This window comes from Draconibacterium mangrovi (assembly GCF_010586825.1).
GTDB lineage: Bacteria > Bacteroidota > Bacteroidia > Bacteroidales > Prolixibacteraceae > Draconibacterium > Draconibacterium mangrovi.
The window spans coordinates 704656-722198 of the sequence record NZ_JAAAGB010000001.1 but is presented as its reverse complement, the minus strand read 5'-3'; the positions used below and the strand labels follow the sequence as shown (position 1 = coordinate 722198).

The 17543-nt window shown below is 41.4% G+C and carries 15 protein-coding genes; 6 read left to right on the top strand and 9 right to left on the bottom strand.

Annotated elements, in window-relative coordinates; all coding sequences use genetic code 11:
• Window positions 1–173: 173 nt before the first annotated feature.
• Together G4420_RS02865 and G4420_RS02860 are read right to left on the bottom strand one after the other, a co-directional pair.
• Window positions 174–1652 carry an alpha-L-fucosidase gene (locus tag G4420_RS02865; protein ID WP_163322078.1) on the bottom strand — a complete coding sequence of 493 codons (1479 nt, stop codon included), beginning with the start codon at window positions 1650–1652 and terminating at the stop codon, window positions 174–176.
• A 34-nt stretch (window positions 1653–1686) separates the two neighbouring features.
• Window positions 1687–2313 carry a copper homeostasis protein CutC gene (locus G4420_RS02860; protein WP_163322077.1) on the bottom strand — a complete coding sequence of 209 codons (627 nt, stop codon included), beginning with the start codon at window positions 2311–2313 and terminating at the stop codon, window positions 1687–1689.
• A 150-nt stretch (window positions 2314–2463) separates the two neighbouring features.
• On the opposite strand from G4420_RS02860, the gene miaA reads away from it, so the two are divergent.
• Both miaA and G4420_RS02850 read left to right on the top strand, forming a co-directional pair.
• On the top strand, window positions 2464–3387 hold the full coding sequence (gene miaA, locus G4420_RS02855; protein WP_246241515.1) for a tRNA (adenosine(37)-N6)-dimethylallyltransferase MiaA: 924 nt from the start codon (window positions 2464–2466) through the stop codon (window positions 3385–3387).
• Window positions 3388–3430: 43 nt separating this feature from the next.
• On the top strand, window positions 3431–3616 hold the full coding sequence (locus tag G4420_RS02850) for a hypothetical protein (RefSeq protein WP_163322076.1): 186 nt from the start codon (window positions 3431–3433) through the stop codon (window positions 3614–3616).
• Between the two features lie 49 nt (window positions 3617–3665).
• Here the strand turns inward: G4420_RS02850 and G4420_RS02845 are convergent, their stop codons facing one another.
• Both G4420_RS02845 and G4420_RS02840 read right to left on the bottom strand, forming a co-directional pair.
• On the bottom strand, window positions 3666–5801 hold the full coding sequence (locus tag G4420_RS02845; RefSeq protein WP_163322075.1) for a glycoside hydrolase family 97 protein: 2136 nt from the start codon (window positions 5799–5801) through the stop codon (window positions 3666–3668).
• Window positions 5802–5985: 184 nt separating this feature from the next.
• Entirely contained in the window at window positions 5986–6723 is a 738-nt protein-coding gene (locus G4420_RS02840) for an acyl-[acyl-carrier-protein] thioesterase (RefSeq protein WP_163322074.1), read from the bottom strand.
• 156 nt (window positions 6724–6879) lie between these two features.
• Between G4420_RS02840 and map the strand changes: the two genes are divergently transcribed.
• On the top strand, window positions 6880–7659 hold the full coding sequence (map, locus tag G4420_RS02835) for a type I methionyl aminopeptidase (RefSeq protein WP_163322073.1): 780 nt from the start codon (window positions 6880–6882) through the stop codon (window positions 7657–7659).
• Between the two features lie 82 nt (window positions 7660–7741).
• On the opposite strand, the gene G4420_RS02830 is transcribed toward map, so the two are convergent.
• Window positions 7742–8278, bottom strand: coding sequence for a hypothetical protein (locus tag G4420_RS02830; protein WP_163322072.1), 537 nt, complete (start codon window positions 8276–8278; stop codon window positions 7742–7744).
• Between the two features lie 455 nt (window positions 8279–8733).
• Between G4420_RS02830 and G4420_RS02825 the strand changes: the two genes are divergently transcribed.
• Window positions 8734–9117 (top strand): co-chaperone GroES, encoded by a 384-nt coding sequence (locus G4420_RS02825; protein WP_045026322.1) that lies wholly within the window; start codon window positions 8734–8736, stop codon window positions 9115–9117.
• Between the two features lie 273 nt (window positions 9118–9390).
• Here the strand turns inward: G4420_RS02825 and G4420_RS02820 are convergent, their stop codons facing one another.
• Window positions 9391–10140, bottom strand: coding sequence for a patatin-like phospholipase family protein (locus tag G4420_RS02820; RefSeq protein ID WP_163322071.1), 750 nt, complete (start codon window positions 10138–10140; stop codon window positions 9391–9393).
• A 155-nt stretch (window positions 10141–10295) separates the two neighbouring features.
• Here G4420_RS02820 and G4420_RS02815 point away from each other — a divergent pair, with 155 nt between their 5' ends.
• Complete coding sequence (locus G4420_RS02815; RefSeq protein WP_163322070.1) at window positions 10296–11252, top strand: bile acid:sodium symporter family protein; 957 nt, start codon at window positions 10296–10298, stop codon at window positions 11250–11252.
• Window positions 11253–11262: 10 nt separating this feature from the next.
• Here G4420_RS02815 and G4420_RS02810 read toward each other — a convergent pair whose 3' ends face one another.
• Entirely contained in the window at window positions 11263–12738 is a 1476-nt protein-coding gene (locus G4420_RS02810; RefSeq protein WP_163322069.1) for an aminotransferase class V-fold PLP-dependent enzyme, read from the bottom strand.
• 190 nt (window positions 12739–12928) lie between these two features.
• Here G4420_RS02810 and htpG point away from each other — a divergent pair, with 190 nt between their 5' ends.
• On the top strand, window positions 12929–14983 hold the full coding sequence (gene htpG, locus G4420_RS02805; protein ID WP_163322068.1) for a molecular chaperone HtpG: 2055 nt from the start codon (window positions 12929–12931) through the stop codon (window positions 14981–14983).
• A 256-nt stretch (window positions 14984–15239) separates the two neighbouring features.
• Here htpG and G4420_RS02800 read toward each other — a convergent pair whose 3' ends face one another.
• The gene (locus tag G4420_RS02800) at window positions 15240–16040 is read right to left on the bottom strand and encodes an SDR family NAD(P)-dependent oxidoreductase (protein WP_163322067.1); all 801 of its coding nucleotides are present in this window, start codon (window positions 16038–16040) and stop codon (window positions 15240–15242) included.
• 217 nt (window positions 16041–16257) lie between these two features.
• Entirely contained in the window at window positions 16258–17466 is a 1209-nt protein-coding gene (locus G4420_RS02795; protein ID WP_163322066.1) for an NAD(P)-dependent oxidoreductase, read from the bottom strand.
• Window positions 17467–17543: the final 77 nt, after the last annotated feature.

Genomic DNA, 17543 nt, shown 5'->3' with positions numbered 1-17543 from the left:
TTCAAAAAGACTATTCATTTAATTGTTCGTGCAATTAAAGGGCGCGAAAATAGAGCAAATTTTTAGAAAACATGTTGTAGAGCATATTTGAAGGAGGATTGTTAATGTAGGGGTAAAGTGCCTTTAGGGAGATGAAAATAAAAAGGAGGCATCTGCTTGCCTCCTTTTTAGCGCTATTCAATAGCTGATATTTTAACTGCCCAGGCTAAATCGCAAGGCAGGTCTTTCCGAATGCTGGAAGGGATGGTAACTTGTATGCCTTCGTCGGTGTTTTGCCATTTTAGGTTGCCTTTGGTACCCAGCAGCGTAAGTTTGGCATTTTTAGCCGCTTTTATTCCTTTTACCGTAAATGAATCAGGAAGACCGCTACCGTCTTCTTGTTCAAGATATAGTGCATAAACTGCTTTTGTATCTTTTTGCTGACTAAGACAAATATTGTCAGTTTTATAAGGCGCAATCGCACGTGTTGAGTAAATGGCTTCTCCGTTAACATCAATCCAGTCGCCCATTGCAGCCAGTAATTCGTAAGCTCCTTCAGGCCATCTCCCATCAGGACCGGGAGCAATATTGTACAAGAGGTTTCCGCCTTTTGCCACAATGTCAATCAGCATATGAACGGCTTGTTTTGGTGTCATAAATGTTGCATCCGGCACCCACGACCAGCCGCCACCGGCGATAATACAGCTTTCCCAGGGGTAAGGAAGTTGTGTTTCAGGCACCTTGTTTTCCGGTGTCAGGTAGTTTTGGTTTGGTCCTTTTACTGCACGGTCAACTACAATTAATCCGGGTTGTTTTTCGCGGGCTTTGGCAGCAAGCTCATCCATTTTTATATCCTGATCGATTACGCGGTTTTTGATAAAACCACCCGGGGCTTCCTCATGTCGGCTTTTATAATATTCTTCCAGCGCTTCATCCGATTGTTTGCAAACCCAGCCGCCGTCGAGCCAAAGAATATCTATTTTCCCGTATTCGCTCATCAGCTCCATAATCTGTTTGTGTGTGAAATCCACAAACTTGTTCCATTTTTCAGGATAAAGTCGTGGATCGTAATTTACGTTTCTATCCAGCGGCGGGAATTTAGGATCCCAATAGTAGGGGCTGTTCCAGTCGGGTTTCGAGAAATAGGCACCTGCCCACAATCCTTCGTTGCGGAAAGCATCAAAAATTTCTTTGGTAACATTCGCCTTTGGATTCGAGCTAAACGGAGAATCGGGACTAGTAATTTTGTAATCGGTGTATTTCGAGTCGAACATACAAAAACCGTCGTGGTGTTTTGTGGTAAAAACCACGTATTTCATTCCTGCATCGGCAGCTGCTTTTGCCCAGTCATCCGGATTAAAACCGGTTGGGTTAAACGACAATTTCAGGTTTTCGTATTCCTTTTTGTAGGTGAAATAATCGTTGGGATTACTTCCTTTTTTGCGTTCGCACCACCCGTAATCCTCGGGGCAAATCGACCACGATTCCACAATTCCCCACTGACTGTATGCCCCCCAGTGCATTAGTAATCCAAATTTTAAATCCTGCCATTCTTCCAGTTTATCCAGCACTGCCTGATCGGTTGGCCATTCGTAGTCGGTAATTTCATGTTCCAACTGGGCATTTACCATAAATGCCAGAAACACCGGAAGTAGTACCAGTAATTTTTTCATAGTTCGATTATTTAGGTTTTGTTTGAATTAATTTCTACAATGTCAGGTCGCCAACAATTTTACGGCCGTGTAATTCAGTTGTGCCCGTAAGCTGCTGAATTTCGTTAACGTTTTCATTAGTTACTTTTCCGGCAACCAGAATGGTAATTTTTCCGTCTGCTTCGGCAATCATTTCGCGGATTACTTCCTGTCCTTCAAACGCTGTGGCTTTTCCGCCTGAACTAAGAATTCGTTTAATATTGGGGATGGTTTTTAAAACGCGCACGCCTTCTACCAGATTGTCCAATTCATCGATTGCTTTATGAAAAGTAACTTCCAGCGGTTGTGCATATTCAACCAGCATTTTAGTGTGTTCCGCATCAATTTGATTCTCCTTTGTTAACAAGCCTAACACGATGCCCGCAGCGCCTGCTTCTTTGGCGTAATTAATGGCCACTTTCATTTGTACCAGTTCAACATCGGAATAAACAAAATCGCCGGCACGTGGTCGTGCCATAACCATTACCGGAATCGTTAGGGCAGCCGCGGTTCTTTTCATCAAACCAAAAGTTGGAGTGAGTCCGTCATTGGCCAAATCTGCACATAACTCAATTCGATTGGCGCCTTTCTCTTCAGCAAGCAAGGCTTCTTTTAACGATTCAACACATGCTTCTTTTATCATTCTAAGGTCTTTTCGTATAATGGCATCAAAGATAAAGAATACGACAATAAACTATAAAAACAGAGATGGATTTCTAAATAATTTAAAAAGTAATTAGAAAATGGATAAGCCACTTATATTTTGTTATTTTGTAGCTAAAACTACGGAATTTTGAAAACCAATTTAGTTACAATACTTGGACCAACAGCAACCGGAAAAACTGGATTGGCTGCACATTTGGCCGCACAGTTAAAAGGAGAAGTTATATCGGCCGACTCACGACAGGTATATCGTGGAATGGATTTGGGAACCGGAAAAGATTACGAAGATTATTTTGTTGATGGCGTGGAAGTGCCGTCACATTTGGTTGACATTGAAGATGCCGGGGCGCATTACAATGTTTATCGTTTTCAGACCGATTTTATTAAGGTTTTCAACGAGATACAATCGCGTGGAAAATTTCCGGTGTTGTGCGGTGGCAGTGGTTTATATCTCGAGGCGGTTTTACGAAACTACCGATTAATTGAAGTTCCGCCGAATAAAGAATTGCGAAAAGAACTGGAAGGAAAATCGCTGGAAGAACTCACCAAAATTCTGAAAGATTTAAAGCCGGAATTGCACAATGAAACCGATGTAGAAACCGACAGACGTGCAGTTCGTGCCATTGAAATTGAACATTATTATCGTGAACACCCGCAGGAAGATTCGGAGATGCCCGAAATAAACAGCCTGAATGTGGGGATTGATTTCGACCGACAAATGCGCCGACAGCGAATTACCTCCCGCTTAAGACAACGACTTGACGAGGGAATGTTGGATGAGGTGCAGAAATTGCTTGATTCAGGTTTAACAGCGGAGCAACTGATCTACTACGGATTGGAATATAAATTTCTGACCCTGCATTTAATTGGCGAATTGAGTTTTGATGAAATGTTCAGCAAGCTGGAGATAGCCATTCATCAGTTTGCCAAGCGCCAGATGACCTGGTTTAGAGGTATGGAAAAGCGAGGAACAAAAATTCACTGGATAAACGGACATTTGCCAATGGATGAAAAAGTTGGTGAAATTTTGAAACTGTTAGAAAAACCTTCGTAAAAAGGAAAAAATAACGATCAATAATCATTTAAACCGAACTGTCATGGCTGACTCAAATTGCGCTGATTGTACACTTCGTGCCAAGTACGATGAAAATCCAAAATCTTTTGCCGGCCGTTTTTGGCGTTGGCACATCAATTGGTGTCCGGGTTGGAAAGGGTATATGAAATCGTTGGATGAGGCAGAACGTGAAGTGATAAAAGTGAAGTACCACTTGAAAAAAGGATAATATCAGAAAGGATATCACTTTGCGTGAAATCCTTTCTGTTTTTTAGAGCTTATAACTTCTTCAGTCCTTTTAGTTCCAACTTATCGGTAACGGGAATAATACTAATTGCATAACCGCCGCCGGGAGCACATTGTTGTTTTAATTCCGATTGACTTGTGACCACATATTTCTTGATCTCGTAAGCTTGTGGATTGGTTTTCCAGTCGGCATCTTTGGCATCGGCATAAACCGTTGCAATGTATTTCTGATCCGGATTCAGGAAATCAAAACTGATTTCTGAAGTGCGCACTTCTTCGTCGTTTGTACGGCCTACAAACCAGTTCTCACTGCCTTTTTCTTTCCGGGCGTAAGTAATATAATCACCCGGTTCTGCTTCCAAAACCAACGATTTGTCCCAGTCAAGTGCCACATCTTTAATAAACTGGAAAGCATCCATGTATTTCTCGTACGTTGTTGGCAAATCGGCGGCCATTTGCAGCGGGCTGTACATGGTTACATACAATGCCAGCTGGCGCGCAATGGTTGTACGGACCTGCGAATTATTGTCAGGATTGTAAGCGCTAACATGCGTTTCGAAAATTCCCGGAGTGTAATCCATTGGCCCGCCAATTAATCGGGTAAACGGAAGGATAGTAGTATGATCGACATTGTTCCCGCCAAAAGCTTCGTACTCAGTTCCGCGTGCCGATTCGTTGCCGATCAGGTTCGGGTAAGTCCGGCACAATCCGGTTGGGCGAATCGCTTCATGTGCATTCACCATTATTTTGTAATCGGCCGCTTTTTGAATGGCATACAAATAATGGTTTACCATCCATTGTCCGTAATGATATTCTCCACGTGGAATAATGTTGCCCACGTAACCACTTTTTACCGAGTTGTAATTGTTATCGGCCATAAACTGGTAAGCCGTATCCAAATGACGCTCGTAGTTGCGCACTGAGCCCGATGTTTCGTGGTGCATCATCAGGTGTACATTTTTGCTTTTGGCATAATCGCGCAATTCTGCAACATCAAAATCGGGGTAGGGGGTTACAAAGTCGAATACATAGTCTTTCGATTTGTTGAACCAGTCTTCCCAACCTTCGTTCCAGCCTTCTACCAAAACAGCATCCAACCCATTTTCTCTGGCAAAATCCATGTATTTTTTTACCTCTTCGGTATTGGCAGCATGAATTCCGTTGGGAGTAGTTTTTGAATAATCGGTTTCGCCCAGTTTTACACTTGGCAGGTTGGTATAAGCCCACGAGCTTTTTCCGGTGATCATTTCCCACCACACGCCAACATATTTCACCGGTTTAATCCAGTTGGTGTTTTCGTAAGCACAAGGCTCATTTAAATTCAACGTAATATTCGAAAGCAAAATGTCGCCCGCCTTTTTACCGGCAATAATGGTGCGCCACGGGGTTGTGCAAGGTGCCTGCATGTAGGCCATGTTTCCTTGTGCATCCGGAGTTAAAACCGATTTGAAAATCATGTTACTATCATCGAGCTCAAGGTGCATACACGAATAATCTTTTAACGCCGCTTCGTGCAGGTTGATGTAATAACCGTCGTCGGTTTTCATCATTAAAGCCGTTTGAACAGCGGTAGCTGAAATTGGTGTTTGCGAAGTGTTGGGTGTAACGGCTTTTTCCATCAATCCACGAATTTCCGACAATTTCGATTTGGTGTAATCGTATTCCTGCGTATCGTAATCGCCCGGAATCCAGAAAGCAGCGTGATCACCGTCCATGGCAAACTCGGTGCGTTCGTCTTTCACCACAAAATAAATCAAGTTCTCCTGCTCCGGAAATTCATACCGAAACCCCAGTCCGTCGTTAAATACACGAAAACGGATGATCATTTTGCGGTTGGTGGCCGATTGGTTTAAAGTCACCTCCAATTCGTTGTAATGGTTACTAATTTCGCTTTGTTCGCCCCAAACCGGTTTCCATGTTTCGTCGAAAGTAGTGGTTTTACTGTCGGCAATGGTAAATCCGCTTAACAGCGGTTCGGCATCTTTTAACTCAAGTCCGAGTTTGCTGGATTTGATAATGGTTTTGCCTTCCAGTTGAAGTTGATAGACCGGCGTTCCATCCGATAAATAGAAGATAAGTTTCATTTTTCCGTTCGGAGAAGTAATCTCTTCAGCCTGGCTAAAGAATGTGCCCACGGCAAGCACAAAAATCAATAGTAATCTCTTCATTTCTTTTTAAGTATTGCAGCCTTAATAAATCTTTAATTATTGGCTTTTGTTAGTATAAATAATTCAAAATAAACTTCTCAAAATCAATGCAAACGTTTGAAATTGCCTGATTTTTTTTTGATCATTTCGCCTTACTTATTCTTAAAAGAAAAAGAGACTGTGATTATTGAAAAGAACTGTATCGTTAAAACGACTGTTTCCGCGGGCTCCAGACGAGTCGGGCGCGAATCAGATCGGCTTCATCGCTTTCGCGGACAACACTACAAATATGATTATTTTTGTCCAGTATTTGCTTCTTAATTCCCAGTCTGTCGTTTTGTATGCCTTCTTTAACAAAATTCACCTCAAATTCGATGAGTTCATTCTGATTGTGGAAATCAAAATCGTAACTATCGATAATACGTTCAAGATAACGACCGCTGTTAAAATGTTGGTTAACGTCGATCTCGTTGAACAGCACCGGTGTAAAAGCCACTTCATCGTCGGATTTAACCGGCTTTACTTTTCCGGCATTCATTTCCAGAACCCGTTCATCGTGTAATGGAATTGAGCCGAGTTCAAGCTTTACAATACGTTTGGTGTTTTGATCGAGAACAAGCCAGCTGGTTGTAGCTTTAATAATACTTTCACCGTGTGCATCAATAAAATGAATATCGCGAAGTGCCAATAGTCCGTCAATTCCGGCCGGCCAGGTTTCAACTGTAAATTTTTCTCCCCATTCAGGACGACGTTTTATTTTAACTAACAGTCGCGATAAAACCCAAAACTGTTTTTCCTTTTGGAGATTGTCGAACCCGAAACCTAATTTTTCAGCATGTTCCCAAGCAATGTCCTGAATTTGCCAAAAAAGGAATGAAGTAGAAAGTTGCCCAAAACGGCTAACGAAATATGATTTTGTCGATAATTCCTGTTTGTGTTTCATGCTAAAACGATTTGAAGTCCGAAGTGTGAAATTGCAAGTCGTCTTTCTGTTCGTGCTTCCGACTTGGTTCTTTTTGTAAACTTTTTCGCAAATTTATTGTTCGGTTTTTGAAAATCAACAACAAATGTTCAATTTTGCAGCAAAGTACAACGATTAATGGGAAAAATTATAATTAAGACTCCGGAGCAGATAGAAGGCATCAGGCAAAGTGCAAAACTGGCAGCAAAAACGCTTGATTTTGCTGAGCAGTTTGTAAAAGAAGGAGTAAACACGGAATTTATCGACGATAAAGTGGAGGAATTTATTCGTTCCCATGGAGCTGTTCCTGCAACCAAAGGGTACAACGGTTATCCTAAATCGAGTTGTATTTCGTTAAATAATGTGATTTGTCACGGTATTCCTTCAAAACAAACCGTTTTAAAAGAAGGAGATATTCTGAATATTGATGTCACCACAATTTTAAATGGGTACTATGGCGATACGTCGCGTATGTTTACGGTGGGAGATGTGAGTAAGGAAGCTGAAGATTTGATTGATATTACCGGCCACTGTCTCGACCTTGGAATTGAGCAGGTAAAACCGGGCAATCGTTTTGGGAATATAGGATTTGTTATTCAGCGCTATGCCAAAGCACAAGGTTACAGTGTGGTATACGAGTTTTGCGGACATGGTGTTGGTGTTGATTTTCACGAAGAGCCGCAGGTCGATCATGCCTCACGAAGAAACACGGGACCGGAAATGAAACCCGGAATGATTTTTACCATTGAGCCGATGATTAACCAGGGGAAACCAAAAGCGGTGATTGATAAAAACGATGGCTGGACAGCTCGCACAATCGATAACAAATTGTCGGCACAGTTTGAACATACGGTTTTGATAACTCCAACCGGCTGCGAAGTTTTGACAGATATTCATAATGAATACCCGATAACATAAATTGCGCTTGTTTAAGCACAATAAAAAACCGCCGCTCTAATTTAAAGAGCCGCGGTTTTTTATTAAAATGAGTTATTCGTAATTAGATGTTCCAGATTTCTGCGTTTGTCATCCATGCTTCCACTTCCAAAGCTGCTTCTGTTTCTTCTTCAACGTCTACCGACAGAACTCCGAAGTAGTCGGTATTTGTCATCCAAGCTTCCACTTCCAATGCTTCTTCAGTATCTACTTTAAAGTAGCTTGCCATTCCATCAAAGTAGCTTTCGTTAGTCATCCAGTTTTCAACTTCAAGTGCTTCTTCTGCCTCAATGCCTACATCTACTGTTGTAAAGAAATTGTTTTCGGCAAGCATCCAGTTTTCTACATCCAATGCTTCTTCTGCTTCAACTGCTGCATACTCGGCATACGCACTCATATCTGTTGTTGATGAAGCATCTGCTGATGCTGAGCTCGCTTCAGTGTTATCTGTCATTGCCATGGCTATTTGGCTGAAGCTGTTGTTTTCCATTACGGTTCTCCAAAAATCTTGTGCATTTACTGTAATGCTGATCAAAACCAAACTAATAATAACCGCCAGTGATTTTGTGATTGCTTTCTGAACATTGTTTGTTGTTTTCATGACTTTGCCTCCTGCTTTTGTTTTTGTTTTCTTGTTTTGTTGCTTCGACTTTTTGTTTCTTGTTTTCTCGTTCTGTTTTCTTGTTTTCGATATTAAGACGACCAAAAATTAGATTCGTTACAAAAAATTTAGAACTTTTTTTAAAAATGTACTGGTTTAAAACCTGAACTTTGTATTGCAAATATAAGTACAAAAAATGGTACTATGCAAAACAAAGTAGTATATTTTTTGAAAAATATTTTAAGTGAAACTTGTAAGAGTCATAAATACAATCAGTTGAAGATATCTGTTGCATTTGGAAAAATCGAATGATAAGTTAAATAGTACGAACAGAGAAGCGTATTTGGTTGAGTGTCCACTTTAATATCTTCGTAAAAAAGATTCTTCATCGAATAACTTTTTTTACAGCAACATCGAAAACTTGTATCTTTGTCAACAGAAAAAATGTATTGTTTATGTCGTTAGTAATTGAAGAAAAGGATCTGGAAAAATTTATAATGGTTGGCGACCGTGTTTTGGTTAAACCCAAAAATCCGTCTGGCAAAACCAAGTCGGGGTTGTATTTGCCGCCATCGGTTCAGGAGAACGAGAAAGTGCAAAGTGGTTATATCGTAAAAGTTGGTCCGGGTTACCCGATTCCGGCAGTGAGCGAAGAAGACGAAGCGTGGAAAGAAAAAAAGGAAGAGGTAAAATATGTTCCGCTGCAAACGCACATTGGCGACCTGGCGATTTATTTAAATAAAAGCGGGCACGAAATTGAGTTTAATAATGAGAAGTACATTATTTTGCCACATTCCGCAATATTAATGATCATCAGAGATGAGAACTTGTTTGACTAGATGAGAAAGTTAAAAATATAAGCTGAGCCGTTTCGGGAATTTCCGAAGCGGCTTTTTCTATAGAAAAACCGGCTCAATATACCATGTGTTTATATTGGCTTCAAACTTATATTATGCCCCCTAAATCCCCAAAGGGGACTTTTGTCCATTAAATAAAAGTTTCGGACGATATTTAATATCAAGAATCTTATTCCTCCCCGCCAGCTGGCGGGAGGTTAGGAGGGGTCAGTTTTTTTATTCTATGTTGGTGATTCCCTTTTATCATGTCTGTTTTTATTTCAGAACCTCCAGCGTTTTTTTGTAGCCCAGATCGAAAAGCTCGTCGGCATGTTTTCTTTGAAATACATCGTATTCGTCAATTCCTTTTGGCTCAATATAAACATCAACCTCTTTTTTTATTTCCTCCAGTTTTTGGTTCACGCTCATATAAACAGTTCGTGTGGCAATTTGTATGAGGTTTTTCATTTTTGCTTTCGGATTGATGGGACTAATGTTTGACGCAATTATACATTGGCAATCTTTTCTAATTGGGGCAACGGGGATGTTATCCATCAATCCGCCGTCAACATATAAATACCGGCCTAATTCAACCGGTGCAAAAATAACAGGAATAGATGCCGAGGCTAGTACAGTATCGCCAAGGCTCCCTGTGTTTCGGTATTCAACAGTTCCTTTGTTCAAATTCGAAACACAAATATAAAACGGTATTTTAAGGTCTTCAATGTTCTCAATTGCGATTTCCTTTTCCAGAATTTCCTTTAAACCATCAAGCTTAAGCAAACCATCAACCGGAAAGTGAATTTTAGTGTATTGGAAAAACCAGCCGCGTTTAAAATTATCGCGTATTTCTTCGGGCGATTTTCCGGCGGCAATAAAAGCTCCAACAATGGCACCGGCACTAACTCCCGAAATTACATCGGGTTGAATACCAAGTTTGTCGAGCGCCGCTATTACGCCAAGATGGGCAAACCCACGCGTACCGCCACCACTTAAAACCAGACCGTTTTCGTATTTCTTTGTCATACCTTTCAAAGGTAGAAAATCAATTGAAACGGTGTTACTATAATGAGATTTCAAATCCTTTGATTGACATTTATTTTGGAAATGAAATTTTCAAGGGTATTTTTACTGACGTAGCAGCGCATGTTTACACACTGTAATTATATTACTATTATATAATGAAGATAGATAAATTCGTTTTAGCCATTATCGGTGTAATTATTCTGGCCTGGTTTTTTCCCGGAATTGGAAGCCCGGAAAGTGGTGTGCCGCTTGATTTAATTGCGAGTATCGGTATTTCGCTGATATTCTTTTTTTATGGATTGAAACTCAGTCCGCGCGATATAAAAACGGGATTAAAAAACTGGAAGTTACATATCGTGGTTCAGGTAACTACCTTTTTTGTTTTTCCCTTAATTGTTCTTGCTTTTCATCCGTTTATAAAAACCGAAAACGGACAAACCATCTGGCTGGCATTTTTGTTTTTGGCTGCGCTGCCGTCCACCGTTTCATCGTCGGTGGTGATGGTTTCAATTGCAAAAGGAAATATTCCGGCTGCCATTTTTAACGCCAGTATTTCAGGATTGATCGGGATTGTTATTACGCCACTTTGGATGGGACTATTTTTAACCCAAACCACTATTGATTTTAACCTTGGCGAAATTTATTTCAAACTGCTTACCGAAATTCTACTGCCTGTTATTGTCGGTGTTTTACTGCAACGTTATTGGGGCGATTATGCCCGAAAATACAATCGATACTTTACGTTGTTCGATAAATCGGTGATCCTGCTGATTATCTTTAAAAGCTTTTCGCATTCATTCGAGAACAAGGTGTTTAGCGCTGTTGACGCAGTCGACCTTTTTCTGATAGTAACGGCAGTTATTATCCTTTTTTATGCGATTTATTTCCTAACGCTTAAAGTTTCACAGCTGCTGCGATTTAATATTGAAGATCAGATAACAACACAATTTTGCGGAACAAAAAAGTCGTTGGTACACGGAACTGTTTTTGCCAAAATATTGTTTCAGCAATCGGCAACTACCGGAATTATGTTACTGCCAATTATGATTTTCCACCCCATACAAATACTTATAATCAGTTTTGTGGCTTCTAAATTGGGAAAGAGAAAATGAGGAGGATCGATTATTTGTGTTCAAGCGTAAACCACTTGTTCAACAATTCCTGATCATCTTTTTCATCTTTGTGCCAGAACGAGTTGGTGCGGTTGACGTAGTTATAATCTTTTTCGTATTCGTTAATGTTCGAAACGATATCATTTAATGCATCGATCATAATATCAACTTCCTCATCGGTCATTGTCGGGTGAAGCGACCAGCGCACCCAGCCCGGTTTATCTGACAGATCGCCGTGGTTGATTTTATCGGTAATTTCCTCCGATTGCTCCAGCGAAACTTCCAACAGAAAATGTCCGTATGTTCCTGCGCAGGCACAACCTCCACGTGTTTGAATACCATATTTGTCGTTTAGCAAACGAACCAAAAGGTTATAATGAATTCCTTCAACGTAAAACGAAATTACGCCAAGGCGGTCGCGTACGTTGTCGGCCAGAATATTTAATCCTTTAATGGAATCGAGACCTTTAAAGGCACGTTCAAGCAATTCTTCTTCGCGTTTACGGATATTTTCAATCCCCATCTGGTCTTTTAAATCAAAACAAAGCGCTGTGCGCATCGATTGCAGGAATCCGGGAGTTCCTCCATCTTCACGGGCTTCAATATCGTCAACGTATTTATATTTTCCCCAACGATTCGTCCAGTCAACAGTACCGCCGCCGGGATTATCCGGAACGGTATTTTTATACATGCTGGCATCAAAAACAATTACGCCGGATGAGCCCGGTCCTCCCAAAAACTTATGTGGCGAGAACATAACGGCATCCAGTTTTTCCATCGGATCTTCGGGGTGCATATTTATCTCGTCGTAAGGTGCAGAGGCGGCAAAATCGATAAAACAAACACCGCCGTATTCGTGCATAATCTTTGCCATTTCGTGATAGGGTGTGCGTACTCCGGTTACATTCGAGCAAGCGGTAAAAGACCCAATTTTAAATTGGCGGTCTTTATATTTTTTCAGTGCTTTACGCAAGTTGTCGGTGTCAACCAGTAATCCTTCGCCGGGTTCAACAACCACCACGTCGGCACTGGTTTCGTACCACGAAGTATGGTTCGAGTGGTGCTCCATGTGTGTGACAAAAACCACCGGCTTTTCGCGCTCGGCAATACAGGTTTTTCCTGCCACTTTGCCGCAGTATTTTAATCCAAGAATTCGCTGAAATTTGTTGATTACAGCCGTCATCCCGAAACCGGCGGTTATGATAATATCGTTCGGCCCGGCATTTACATGTTGTTTTATCAGCTGGTGCGATTTATGGTAAGCATGCGTCATTCGTATTCCGGTTTCGCTGGTTTCAGTGTGGGTATTGCCAACATACGGTCCAATCTCGTCGGTAATCTTACACTCGATAGGGCGGTACAACCGGCCACTGGCAATCCAGTCGCCATAATGTATTTTCATTGTGCCATAAGGAGTTTCAAATTCCTGATCAATACCCACAATATTTTTTCTGAATTTTTCGAAGTATTTTTCCAGACTAGCCATAAATCGCTTTTTTATAAGAGACGCAAATAAAAGGTGTTTGGGTGAAATAAATATAGGGTAAAAATCAGCTTTCCGCCATAATTAATGTAGGAAAACGCGATTTTCTGTCAAATCGTCACAAAAAACGAATGGCACAGCGTTTGACTTTTGGCGAGCGTAAAATTGATAGTAAAATTTAAAATATAGAAAAATGCAAACAGGAAAAATTGGAGTAACCAGCGAGAATCTTTTCCCAATTATTAAAAAGTTTCTCTATTCTGATCACGACATTTTTTTGCGTGAGATTGTATCAAACGCCGTTGATGCAACACAAAAACTAAAAACACTTGCCGGGAAAGGCGAGTACAAAGGCGATGTAAGTGAGGCTAAAGTAGTTGTTAAACTGGATACCGAGGCCAAAACAATTACTGTTTCGGATAACGGTATAGGGATGACTGCCGAAGAGGTGGAGAAGTACATCAACCAGATTGCTTTCTCGGGCGCCAACGAATTCCTTGACAAATACAAAGACGACGCCAACGCGATTATTGGCCATTTCGGATTGGGTTTTTACAGTTCGTTTATGGTGTCGGAAAAAGTGGATGTAATTACAAAATCGTACAAAGATGGTGCGCAGGCCGTAAAATGGAGTTGTAACGGAAGTCCTGAATTCGAACTGGAAGAAGTAGAAAAAGAAGACGTTGGAACCGACATTGTAATGCACATCAGCGAAGAGGAAAAAGGTTTTCTTGATGATGCAAAAATTTCGGAGATCCTGAATAAGTACTGCAAATTCCTTCCTGTTCCGGTAGTTTACGGTAAGAAAAAAGACTGGAAAGATGGCAAGCAGGTTGATTCTGACGAAGACAACCAGATTAACGATGTTGCTCCGGCCTGGACAAAAATGCCGGCTGATTTAAAAGACGAGGATTACAAAAGCTTCTACCGGAAATTATACCCGATGGGCGACGAGCCGCTATTCAATATTCACCTGAATGTTGATTATCCGTTCAACCTGACAGGTATTTTGTATTTCCCAAAAATCAAAAACAATTTCGAGGTTCAGAAAAACAAGATACAGTTGTACTGCAACCAGGTTTTTGTTACTGATTCGGTTGAAGGAATCGTTCCTGAATTTTTGACATTGCTGCACGGTGTGATTGACTCGCCGGATATTCCGTTGAACGTGTCGCGTTCGTACCTGCAAAGCGATTCGAATGTGAAAAAGATCAGCAGCCACATCAATAAAAAAGTGGCCGATCGTTTGAATCAGCTGTTTAAAGACAGCCGTGAAGATTTTGAAAGTAAATGGGACGACCTGAAGATCTTTATCGAATATGGAATGCTGACCGAAGAGAAATTCAACGACCGTGCAATGAATTTCTTCCTGCTGAAAAATAGTGAGAGCAAGTATTTCACCTGGGAAGAGTACGAAAAACTGGTTAAAGAGAACCAGACTGATAAGGATAACAACACCATTTACCTGTATACAACCAATGTTGAGGAGCAATTCACTTTTGTTGAAGCTGCGAAAAACAAAGGTTACGATGTGCTGATTATGGATGACGTGCTGGCACCTCACCTGATCAACAAATTCGAGCAAAAATACACCGACAAACGTTTTGTGCGTGTTGACTCTGACGTGGTTGAAAATCTGATTCGAAAAGAAGATACCGCAAAAGAAGAGTGGACCTGGGAGCAAAAACAAGAATTGTCGCCGGTGTTCCAGGCAGTTTGCCCGCAGTCTAATGCTCATACTTACATTGTTGATTTCCAGGATTTGGGTGAAAACGGTTCGCCGATGGTAATTACCCGTAACGAGTTTATGCGCCGTATGAAAGATATGAGCGCTGCTCAGGGAGGAATGAGCATGTATGGCGATTTGCCCGATTCGTTAAACCTGGTAGTAAACACGGCTCACCCGCTGGTGAAAAAAGTGTTGGATGCCAAAGACAAAAAACTGGGTGGCAAACTGGAAGAAATGACAGGAAAAATTTCGGCCCAGAAAGAGGAAATTGCCGCTTTGGAAAAAGCAAAAGAAGGCAAGAAAGGCGAGGAGATTCCGGCAGCAGATAAAGAAAAACTGGAAACACTAAATTCGGAGCTGGCGAAACTTGAAGAAGCAAAACGCGAGGAGCTGGCCGGATTTGGGAAAAAGAATAAACTGGCAAAACAAATGGTTGATTTGGCGCTGTTGGCGAATGGCCTGTTAAAAGGTGCTGATCTGGATCAATTTGTGAAGCGCAGTGTTGAACTGATTAAGTAGTGACTTCAAGAAAACACGGAAAAGCGTAAGTCTTTGATAAGAAAACGTCAAAGATAAGGCTTTCGAAGGTTTGAAAATCAAGGAGTTTACTTTCGTAAATGACTGTTTTCAAACCGAGAGTAACGCAGTATTTGGCGTTTTCTTGCAAAGAATAAGTAGTGTGAGAGGTCCGTCAAACTGGCGGATAGGTGAAGGGAGAGTGAGTAAAACGTCGGTCCGTCAATTGACGGATTGGCGTTTGTTACTTTACCGGACTTTAATTCACCGGATTTAATAGGTTTTCCCTGTTTCTTTCCTGCAGTTTACGCGAGAATTGCGTGGCCGTATCAAACGGCAACAATCGGTGAATGTTGGCAATAACCCGGTTGTAGAAACACGGAATGGCAATCGATTTTGACTTCATCAACGCTTTATACCCAAATGCTGCCACATGTTCCGCCGTTGTACAAAACAGTCCGTATTTAGGATTCGGGTTTCCATTAAACGATTGAAAATTGGTGCGCGTCATACCGGGGCAAAGCGTGGTAACCGATACGCCGGTTCCTTTAACTTCGTTTGATATTGCTCTGCTTAACGACAAAAGATAAGCTTTTGATGCATAGTAAACCGCCATTAACGGCCCCGGTTGGAAAGCCGCAATAGAGGTAACATTCAATATTCGGCCTGAGTTTCTGGTAAGCATGTCTTTTAGAAAAATCCGCAGCAGGTGGGTGTTTGTTTCAATGGTTAAACGAAGCAGTTCCAGCTGTTTCTCCCAATTGGCTTCGTGGAAATATCCAAAAACACCAAATCCTGCATTATTGATCAGGATATTGATTTTTATTAAGCGATCTTCCAGATCTTTGAAAATCTTTTCAGCAACGCCCTGCTGGCTCAGGTCGTAATTTAGAATAAGGATTTCAGAATGGAATTGATGCTCAAGTTTTTGTTTCGCGATCATCAACTGCTCCATGTTTTTATCTACCAAAATGAGTTGATGATCTTCTCTGGCCAAAAGTTTTGCAAACTCCAAACCAATTCCACTTGCAGCGCCGGTTATTAAGCAGTACGAATTCATAATTGTGATGTTGGTTAATAAGAAAAAAGTTACAAAAAATATTTGAAAACTGGTAGTGCTATTGTTAGGACCTAATCGGGTATCTTTTAGTCAGAACAGGTGTGTTAAATGGGGTTAATTTTACACAGAAAAAAGCCCCGGTTGGTATATTCTGTTATGAATACCGACCGAGGCTTTATTTTAAGTATCTGCGTTAATCCGCGCAATCTGCGAGAAATTACTCTCCGTCAGCAAAATCCTGCAGATAGGAAAATTTCTCGGTTAACGCACCATCTTTTGTAATAGAAGCGCGTTGGATAATTCCGTCGCTATCTTCGCCAAATAAACTGGGGAATACTTTTTCGATGAGGTTACGCCCAAAATCTAGTGATGCATCTTTCGGCAGCTCGCAGGGCAGGTTATCCACCGCCTGAACCGACACGTTGTTCGGATTCGAGAAAGCCTCTTCCAATTCTCCGGTTTGCAGATTATAATCGTAAAACGGATCGGCAATTGTTGCGGCACGTTTTGTCGACGGAATGGAACCTTCAATATCGCAGGTAATATCCGAAATCACTCCAATCCGGAATTTATCGTCTTTCATCTCTTCGGCCGTAAAAAGTACCGGAGATTTTGGATCCCAGTAAGCCGATGCGATCAACATATCGGTGGCTTCTGCGAAAGGATGAAAGCTATTCTCATATAGCGTCGGGTTATTGAAAAAATGCATCAGATCAAACGGTTCTCCATCAATACGTTTTGCATAATTTCGGGGTAGTAACTGCACATAAATGGCTTGTTCCGGCTCCTCGTCATTTAAATAAGCCTCGGGCGAAACCCGCATAATATTCATGTGGTTCAGAATCTCCAAAACACCCTGTGCCACACGTCCGTCGCCGGTAATTGCTATTTTTATCGGTGGCAGATTAACCTGGTCGAGGTGTTGTAACATTTCCTCCAGGTCTTCGCATTCGTGCGCCGGTTTCAGATCAAATAAATCGTATTTTAAGCCAAATGCACGGAAGCCGTTGTAGGCACCAACCAGGCCGGCAAAACGACCAAATCCGATGATGCGAAATCCTTCCTTATCCGTCAGCACTTCGTAATCCACCAACTGAATGTTTTTTTCAATAACCGTTTGTAACAACTTGCGGTTATACGCTTGCTTTTTTATGGTGTGCGAGAAAAACAGGTAGATTTTTCCGGGGAGAAAATCCTCGATACGAACTTCTTTTACCCCCAGTAAAACATCGCAATCCGAAAGATCTTCCTTTAACGGAATGCCCAAAGCACTGTACTCTTCGTCTTTATAACTTCGTATGGGGCTGGGTTGAACAACAATCGAAACATGTGGAAATGTTTGCTGCACTTCCACACATTGTTGCGGGGTTAACGGCACACGCTTATCGGGAGGTGTTTTCCCTTCTCTCAGAATACCTACTAACATTGTTTTGAAATTTTTCCGAATGTACGAAAATTTAAATATTCGGATACAAAATGGGACAACAATGCCCGAAAAGAGTG